We start from the raw sequence: 8574 nt of genomic DNA, 5'->3' as shown, positions 1-8574 counted from the left end.
GGAAATTGACCTGTTTCTCGCCTAACTCTTTTGCTTTGAGATCGGCGGCAATGGCATCCACGGCATCATGGTGATTCAGCCCGTTATAGCTGCCGCTGTTAACCAAAATCATAAGGTCATCTTTAGCGGCATACCAAGGCTGCCAACGTTTCTGTCCGAATGGCGTATCTGGGTCACCTCCACCGTAACCGACGGAAACTCCCGATCCAGAGCCTAGTGATTTACGTTTTAAAACCTGGATGATAGGCAACCCGTATTTATGGGCAAAATAAAAATCCCGCTCATCATGCGCTGGCACGGCCATGACTGCACCTTCGCCGTAGCTCATCAACACATAGTTACCCACCCACACCGGGATCTGTTCTCCCGTAAGCGGATGGGTTACGAAAATCCCGGTATCCATCCCCTTTTTTTCCATCGTCGCCATATCGGCTTCCGCCGTTCCGCTTTGCTCACATTCTTTCAGGAAATCCGCAAGCTCTGGATTGGTCTTGGCGGCATAGATAGCCAAGGGATGCGCGGCAGCAACCGCGCAAAAAGTAACTCCCATAATGGTGTCGGCGCGAGTGGTGTACACCCAAAGCAGTTCTGGTTTGCCATCCAGTTCGTACGGGAACGCAAACCGTACGCCGTAACTTTTGCCGATCCAGTTCGCCTGCATGGTTTTGACCTGTTCCGGCCAACCATCAAGTGACTCCAAAGATTGCAGCAATTCATCGGCGTAGGCGGTAATTTTCAGGAACCACTGGGCAATTTCTTTGCGCTCAACTTTTGTGTCGCAACGCCAGCAACAACCGTCTATTACTTGCTCGTTAGCAAGTACCGTCATGTCGTGTGGACACCAATTAACGGGCGCGGTCTTTTTATAAGCAAAACCTTTTTCCAGCAATTTAAGAAAAAACCATTGCTCCCACTTATAATAATCAGGATCGCAGGTGGCTAATTCCCTATCCCAATCATAACCAAATCCCAAGCGCTTAAGCTGGTCTCGCATGTAGTCGATATTGCTGTAAGTCCAGTCCGCAGGATGGACACCATGCTGCATGGCGGCATTTTCTGCCGGTAGGCCAAACGCATCCCAGCCCATGGGTTGCAGGACATTCTTGCCCAACATGCGCTGGTAGCGGCTAATGACATCGCCAATGGTATAGTTACGCACATGCCCCATGTGCAGCTTGCCGCTGGGGTAGGGGAACATGGACAAGCAATAATATTTTTCTTTGTTAGGCGCTTCCGAAGCCTTAAATGCGCTCCTGTCTTCCCATAGCTTCTGTACGCTTTGCTCAATCTCTGGCGCTTGATAATTTTCCTGCATCCTTATCGTCTTTAGTCGGTCAAAAGCGTTAGAATACCGTACAGACGCATAAATCTAAAGTGTCATTTTCAGGAGTCGTATCATGGATAAAAATAAATTTGTTACTGCTTACACTGACTTGATGGAACATCTTTACCTGGCGATGGACAATACGCTGCACTCTATGGCGGATGCGCTGGAAATTGCGAAAGACAACATTCACCAAGCGGGCAACCTGACCAAGGATGAGATCAACAAAATTTCAGGCTTTCTCAAGCGCGACATTGAAAGCGCCGCCCATGACTTACCAGACAAAAAGGATAACGACTCCCTGTCGGAGTGGTTCAAGTTTGATATTGATTTAATTGAGAATTTTACCCTGGATGCCTTCCTCAGCCTGGCGGATAAGACACGGATAGAACTGGCGAAACTGGGTGAGCAAGCCAAAACCCACGCTTACCAAAGCGGTGATGTGACGTTGCCAGGAACGTTTATTTGCAACCAATGCGACAAAGAAATTGCCTTTAAAACACCCTGCCAGATTCCAGAGTGCCCTGCCTGTCACGGCAAAACTTTTATCCGGATTTGATATTAGCGGCTTTAGTCCTATAATGGGGTTTTCATCTATTTGATTTAACGAGGAAATAACATGCTTAGAGTCATTTTTAACCAGAAAGGCGGTGTGGGTAAATCAACGATTGCTTGTAATCTGGCGGCCATTAACGCCGTTGAGGGGAAAAAGACTTTGGTTATCGACCTGGATATTCAGGGCAATTCTACCCAGTATTTGCTGGGCAAGAAGGTAACTGAAAGCGACAAGACCATTGCCCTTTTTTTTAAGGACTGTTTGAGTCTTTCACTGTTCGGTGGCGGTAATAATTCTGGACTTGAAAATGTCATTCACGAAACACCCTTTCCCATGTTGTATGTCATCCCCTCACATCCTGACCTTGAACCTTTACAAGCCCGTCTGGAATCGCGCATGAAGATTTTTAAGTTAAGGGAAGCGCTGGATGAACTGACTGGGTTCGACACTATTTACCTGGACACTCCCCCCGTCCTTAACTTCTACAGCCAGTCAGCGCTCATTGCCGCCGACAAATGCTTGGTTCCGTTTGATTGCGACAGCTTCTCCAGGGAGGCTTTATACACCCTGATGCAAACAATTTCGGAAGTCAAAGCCGACCACAACCAAAAGCTGGAAATTGAAGGCATCATTGTCAACCAGTTCCAAAAACAGGCCAACCTGCCTCAACAACTGGTCGAGGCGCTCATCGCTGAAGGCTTGCCGGTACTTGGCGCAATGATCTCACCTTCCGTCAAGGTCAGGGAATCTCATTCTATATCCAAGCCATTAGTCCACTACGTCCCGAACCACAAGTTGACCAATGAATACCGGGCGTTGTACGCAGAAATCCACGGCAGTTAGGGCCAATAAATATTGATTTATTTTTTGGTGAGAGCCAAAACCTTCGGCTCAGAGGCAATCATTGCCTAATCTTAGATTACCCGAACAGTAAAGTACGAGTTTCTGCTACTGGTTTTGGCTTAATGTCTTGATATAGGGACTTGACTTAATATAGGGACTTGACTTATGAAACCCTCGCACAAAAAAAAACCCAGCTGTTAAGCTGGGTTTTTTCCACGGACTAAATTTCTTAAAGAGCGATGTGGCTTGACTGTTTAGGTCTTTGATTAGTACCGTCTTGGGAATCCATACAGCCTGTTAAGCCAACAATCATTAACGCAATAGCTACAAGTGATATAACTTTTTTCATAAAATTATCCTCCAATGGGTTTGAATTTTTTATTTTATTGTGCGCCTTAGAAGCACGGTGAATTTATATCATGACTGGAAGGGGGATGCAATAATTAAAACCTTATCCACTAAGCCTAGTCACGGAGAATTGATGTCGGCCGGTAAATCGTAACTGATTTCCTTGCCGGACCAATGCACGGTTCCTATCGTAACCCATTCAGATGCAAAGTTTTTATGTAATTGATCCGGCATCCAGTGAGTCGGGGCATCAATTTTCTTCATTTTGATCTTAAAGACCGCATTTTCAAGGTTCAAGCCTATTTTCTGACCCCAGAAAGCGGTCACCTTCATGACAAATTTACGCAAGCGCATGTTATTTATCGTGGGGGTGACGGCAATATTTGCCCACATCGAGTGGACTCGTCCCCAATTCGGGGCAAGCAAGCGACCTTGCTCATTGACAAACGGCAACCAACGCTCAGTCTCGTTTGGGTCGATGTAAGTGATTGCCAGAATTCGGTCATAGCCCACGAAATGGTCGTGTAAATACAGCGCATGGGGGGTAATGCCAAAAAAGGTCGAAGACACCATGAGCAAGGCATTGCTGGCCTGAGAAATAGGCTGACTGATTGCCAACTTTTCAAAGTCTATGGGCAGGCGATAAAAGAAGCCATAATGAATCGTGCTGTTTAATTGCAAAACCAGCAAGGCCGTCACGATTTTCGCCAATTTCCTTGACAGCGCTTTTGGCTTTTGCCGGGCAAACTGTTCGAAAATTTGATGATATAAGGTTTTATCCTGCAATGGCGGGTCAACGGGACACTCAATTCCACAGTTAATGCGTTGGCGGGAATCGGCAATTGAGCGGTATTTTTGTTCCGCCCATTGCCGAAATCCAGGCAAACCCAATAATATTCCGAATGGTGACAAATAACGCATTTTCAGCAGGATCTGTCGATAGGTTTCGACCCCACAATAAATCTTGTTATGCTCGTCCAAAGCGTACAAATCGGTTAATAAGGTATTCATATCTACTGAAGCCAGCCCTGGATACAAATCGGCATGTTCCTGGGCACCTTTAAAGTCTATGCATCTGAATAGGTCGAAATGATTGAGCGTCAACACAGTACGGTTACATAAAGGGCATTGCTGGTCATAAAAAACAGTAAGCGCCGGCTTCTCGGTCTTGAACCACTTGGCGATAGCACGCCACCACCTGAACGGCACAATCAGTATGTAAAAAATGAGCATGCCTATGCCAAATGGGTAAATATTCAGGGTAATTATGATACCCAGGTGCAGCCATATCCCGACCAAAAAATAAACGACACGTAACCGCCGATGTGCGAAAAAAAACACAAAGGTCAGTTGAAAAATCATAATCGTATAACCCACCGTCTTTTGCAGTACCTCAATATTTAACAGTGGCGTGGTATCGAGCGCCGAAACATAGTAGGGTTGGGTGGCAGGTAACCAGGATCCCAAACCGTTGCGCCAATGCTCGGCAAATAGCTTGTGGACATCCGAGTCCAGATAAAACCAACCCAAGCATACAAATACAGGTGTGTGGTAAGCAAGCGCGGAAACAGTCGCCGATGAATAATGACTGTAATGGATGAACGGTGAACTAAGTTTATAGCGAAGGCTGTCTATCGAAAATGCCCGGTCGCCAGGCATAAAAAGCAGGAAAAAACCCGTGCCAACCATGAAGGTATCAAAACCGCCATCAAAATCCCTCTGCATCGGCGTGAAATTCACAAAAATGATCCAGAATACGTAGTTCCCGATTATGGCAAACTGGTAACGGTAACCCACCGTCACACAACAAGCCACCATGCCCCAAAGACATAAGAACAGCGGAATACCCGGAAACTCAACGTCGATAAAAGGGACGGGGTCGAAAATTAAATGATTGAAATAATACAGGAAAAATATTTCCTGTAAGGTAACTAGGCCATAAAGAACCCGGAACAGGCCGATACCCGTAGCGGGTACCTGTTGCAAAAGCAGGTGGAAAATTTTGTGATAAACAAACTGATACATTTCAAAATTCGAGACATCGAAAAAGAATGTACGGACTATCGGGCAGGCGTGTTGGCAATAACCGGCAACACTATAAAAACCAAGGCCGCTAACGATTGGAAAGAATCGTTAGCGGCCTAGCCACAGAAAAATCAATTAATCGCTTATTATTCGTCGTCTGGGTGTGGCGCGAAAACCCACTTCAAAAGCAGAACAACCAAACCTATTATCACGAGAAGACCCACTACACCGGCTGGTGTTTTCAATGTTTCAGTTAAATCTAAAATGAACCCCATGTCTGTCCTACCTATTAATTTGTATTTTATAGATTGCTACTTAAAATGCAGCAAATGGAACGGATAATGATACTTTAGGCAACTTTAAAGTCAAGGTTTTGTTAAGTGGCTATGCGTCGCTTTTGCTAAATTACACTTTTGAAACCAAACTGACCGAAACTAACTGTCCGCCTACCGATTCCCTGTTAGGATTTCTTAGGGCGTAGCGAACGGACAGCCCATTCCTTAATAAACACTGAAAAATTTATTGGTCCGGCCTAAAAATTTTATTTGAATGCGCCACGCTCACACAAGTGCCGAGACAAGAAGTTCATTTAATAAAAAGGTAGTGCTCCATGCGCTGCCCCAACAGGGTGCTTTTCAACACCCTGTTGGGGCAGCGCATGAAATTACATATCAAAATCCAACTCAAACCCGCCATAAGCAAAAATTGGCATACCAGGACGCGGGCCATGCGGTTGCCTGGAGACTAAATATTTTTCGTCGGAAAGATTTTGTACGCCCGCAAGAATCTTGACCCCTTTGGCTACTTTGTAATAACCGGAAATATCGGCGATAGCATAGTCGTCCGTTTTACCGCAACGCGAATCAGGTTGGTTTAGACCGTTTAACTGATCACCCGTATTATTAGCGCAGGTGAAAGTTTCGTCGACATAATTTCCGACAATCTCGACACCCCAACGGTCAAAGTGTACGCCCGTTCCGAAGCTAAGCACGAATTCGGGGATATAAGGTACGCGGTTACCTTTTTTACCGAAACTGAAAATCGATTCCGCATCAGTAGATGTCGCATCATTAAGTTGTTCGGTATCGGTATACGTAAAAGACAGGAAGTAGGGATTACGGAAACCCCAGCCGAACGCATCGCCCACGTCGAAATTTAAGGCCATCTCTACGCCACGGCTATCAACTTCGCCGAAATTTTCGCTTTTTCCGGTTCCTGCACCACCGATATTATTGACCACTAGCAAATTCTTGAACTGGGTATAAAAACCGGTAAGCTCGGCTGAAAATGCGCCATGTTTGTAACGTCCACCCAATTCGTAAGCGTTGCTGGTTTCTTCGCCCAACTTATCGACCACTGCGTTCTGAGGGCTAGGCGGCGAAAAACCTCGATGTGCGCCCGCAAACACCATTAACTCGTCGTTAAATTTATAATCGATACTCGCCCCACCGGCATAAAGATCCAAAGAGCTATTACCATTTGTGCGTGGATCAAGATTGTTTGTGAAAACTTGATTCAAGTGTTCATAACGGAAACCGGGCGTAAAGCCAAGATTGCCGAATTCGATACGGTCTTTCAGGAAAAACGCATAAGCCCTGGTCAAGCCCGTACGATTATCTTCGCTACCTGGTGCGCCAACAACTGAACCAACGATAGTGCCGCCTGCCGCTTGTTTATATAGTGTGTCGTGTTGGAAGCGTGCTTCCTCGTCTTGGTGGTAACGGAACCCACCGCTCAATTCGTGATGGGTATCACCCAAATCGAACCGGTAATTGGCAACACTTTCGAGACCGCCCAGGTAATAACTGCGGTTGTTATCGCGTACACTTAAATTACAGGCAATGTCGCCCTTTAAGCAAGCAAGACCAAGCCCATTTTTTGCACCGGCCAATGCAGACGATAAGCTCATATTACCTGTCGCCCCACCCCTTATATCGTTCAACTTAATCCAATTGCGGTCAAATTCGCTGTAATAAGCTGTAGTCACGATATCCAGATTATCGGTGGGCGAAACAAAATAACGCGCAAAACCGCCATTTCGATCGGAATCGATGTTGTCGAAACGCGATGAGGAATAGCGCCGGAAAGGGTCTTTCCTAAAATCCTCCTCGCTCAACCCCAGGTAAGTTTCATCGGCATCCATGCTGGAATAACCGTACTTAACCTCCAGCTTTTGGTACATTTCCGTTTCCGGTTCCCATGACAAGCGTACCATCGGCTCGACCTGTTGGAATCCGGTTTGGTCGCCGTTTTTAAAGTCGGCAGTTTCGTCAATCTTCTTAAAGCCGTCAGAGCCACGGTAAAAACCTTCCACTAAATAACCGAAGCGGCCATGAGCAGTATCCACTGTATCGCCGACAAAACCATGCGCCCTGAATTCGCCATAACTACCGTAGATCGACTTCAGGTAGGCTTTACCCGTGGCAGGTATTGGCGTAGACAAGTAGTTAAGCACTCCACCGGTGATATGCGGGCCGTATTTAATCTGGCTGGATCCTTTCAGCACCTCCACTCCGCTCATCCGTCCGCCTGCCGGATTGTAATAAGCGGCTGGTGCCGAATAGGGTGCCGGTGCCACCAATACGCCGTCTTCCATCACGGTAATTTTGGCGCTACGGGTGGTATCCACGCCACGAAAACTAATGTTTGGGAATAACCCGAAGCCGTCTTCTTCTCGGATATTGACACCAGGAGCTCGCCGCAAAATACGGTTAATATCGCTATAACTTTGACCACGAATTTGCTCGGTGTCTATGTATTGAGCGGAAGCAGGCATATCTCTTAAATTCTCAGGATCACCAATAACATTAATGGTCTCCAAAATAATAGGCTCTTCAATTTTGTCCTTACTTTCAGCATCAAAAGCAAAACTGTTAATAAGCATAAGCAGAGATAACGAACCTAAATACCGTTTAAATCGCAACATACAATTTCCTCTAAATTATTATTCAACACTTTGTTTTATTGAGATTATTTGTTATAAACCCATAACATTACCAATTTCAGCGCTCGCATTAGGAATCAGATCACTTACCCCTGCAAAACACATTTGCTTATTCACACCTCAATTTCCTGCTGCACCGGGATGATCTTCTACATATCGTCCATGGATTTGGTTTCTCCAACGCATTTATTGGTGCGTTTAAAGCCAAGAGCGCTGTTAATGAACCGCTTCTCAATGCCATTCGGCTGATGTTCATGTTTATTCCCCCATTCATTATTAAAATTGGCAATTGATTATAATACAAATAAACTGAAAGATACAAATGATTCTTATTTGTAATAAAATGATTGAATCTATTTACAATACAAAAGTAGAAATATCTGCGCTTTATTTTTCTGCTTAAAAACTTATCTGATTACGTAGGACCCACAGCCAATTTTGAAGTCAAAGGCATAAGTGCAAGCCCTTGAAACCAAAGGAGGCGGGAGATGAGCAAAAACAAAGTGCAATACCAAAAAGGTATGGGTTTGCCCG

General features: G+C 45.5%; 6 protein-coding genes. 3 read left to right on the top strand and 3 right to left on the bottom strand.

Translation table 11 applies throughout. From position 1 onward, the window contains the following. On the bottom strand, window positions 1–1315 hold a 1315-nt coding region (gene leuS / locus ACLQ6D_RS06975; protein WP_411726559.1), incomplete at its 3' end, for a leucine--tRNA ligase. A gap of 82 nt (window positions 1316–1397) precedes the next feature. On the opposite strand from leuS, the gene ACLQ6D_RS06970 reads away from it, so the two are divergent. Both ACLQ6D_RS06970 and ACLQ6D_RS06965 read left to right on the top strand, forming a co-directional pair. Further along, window positions 1398–1883 (top strand): zinc ribbon-containing protein, encoded by a 486-nt coding sequence (locus ACLQ6D_RS06970; protein ID WP_411726558.1) that lies wholly within the window; start codon window positions 1398–1400, stop codon window positions 1881–1883. A 60-nt stretch (window positions 1884–1943) separates the two neighbouring features. Beyond that, window positions 1944–2723: a ParA family protein gene (locus tag ACLQ6D_RS06965; RefSeq protein ID WP_411726557.1), complete on the top strand. Its 780-nt coding sequence runs from the start codon at window positions 1944–1946 to the stop codon at window positions 2721–2723. Window positions 2724–3191: 468 nt separating this feature from the next. Here the strand turns inward: ACLQ6D_RS06965 and ACLQ6D_RS06960 are convergent, their stop codons facing one another. Continuing rightward, window positions 3192–5096 carry a DCC1-like thiol-disulfide oxidoreductase family protein gene (locus ACLQ6D_RS06960; protein ID WP_411726556.1) on the bottom strand — a complete coding sequence of 635 codons (1905 nt, stop codon included), beginning with the start codon at window positions 5094–5096 and terminating at the stop codon, window positions 3192–3194. Here ACLQ6D_RS06960 and ACLQ6D_RS06955 point away from each other — a divergent pair. After that, window positions 5076–5216, top strand: a complete 141-nt coding sequence (locus tag ACLQ6D_RS06955; RefSeq protein ID WP_411726555.1) for a hypothetical protein — start codon at window positions 5076–5078, stop codon at window positions 5214–5216. The two genes, ACLQ6D_RS06960 and ACLQ6D_RS06955, sit on opposite strands and share 21 nt — an antisense overlap. A gap of 544 nt (window positions 5217–5760) precedes the next feature. Here ACLQ6D_RS06955 and ACLQ6D_RS06950 read toward each other — a convergent pair. Beyond that, the gene (locus ACLQ6D_RS06950) at window positions 5761–8022 is read right to left on the bottom strand and encodes a TonB-dependent receptor family protein (protein WP_411726554.1); all 2262 of its coding nucleotides are present in this window, start codon (window positions 8020–8022) and stop codon (window positions 5761–5763) included. Window positions 8023–8574 lie beyond the last annotated feature (552 nt).

It is taken from the genome of Methyloglobulus sp. (assembly GCF_046714055.1).
GTDB lineage: Bacteria > Pseudomonadota > Gammaproteobacteria > Methylococcales > Methylomonadaceae > Methyloglobulus.
Note: the sequence above shows the minus strand (reverse complement) of the source record. Positions and strands in the feature narration are given on the sequence as shown.

Excerpts from the sequence above, each read along its gene's own strand:
- ACLQ6D_RS06960 (WP_411726556.1), bottom strand. The coding sequence starts at position 5,096 with ATGTATCAGTTTGTTTATCACAAAATTTTCCACCTGCTTTTGCAACAG.
- ACLQ6D_RS06970 (WP_411726558.1), top strand. The coding sequence starts at position 1,398 with ATGGATAAAAATAAATTTGTTACTGCTTACACTGACTTGATGGAACAT.
- ACLQ6D_RS06965 (WP_411726557.1), top strand. The coding sequence starts at position 1,944 with ATGCTTAGAGTCATTTTTAACCAGAAAGGCGGTGTGGGTAAATCAACG.
- ACLQ6D_RS06950 (WP_411726554.1), bottom strand. The coding sequence starts at position 8,022 with ATGTTGCGATTTAAACGGTATTTAGGTTCGTTATCTCTGCTTATGCTT.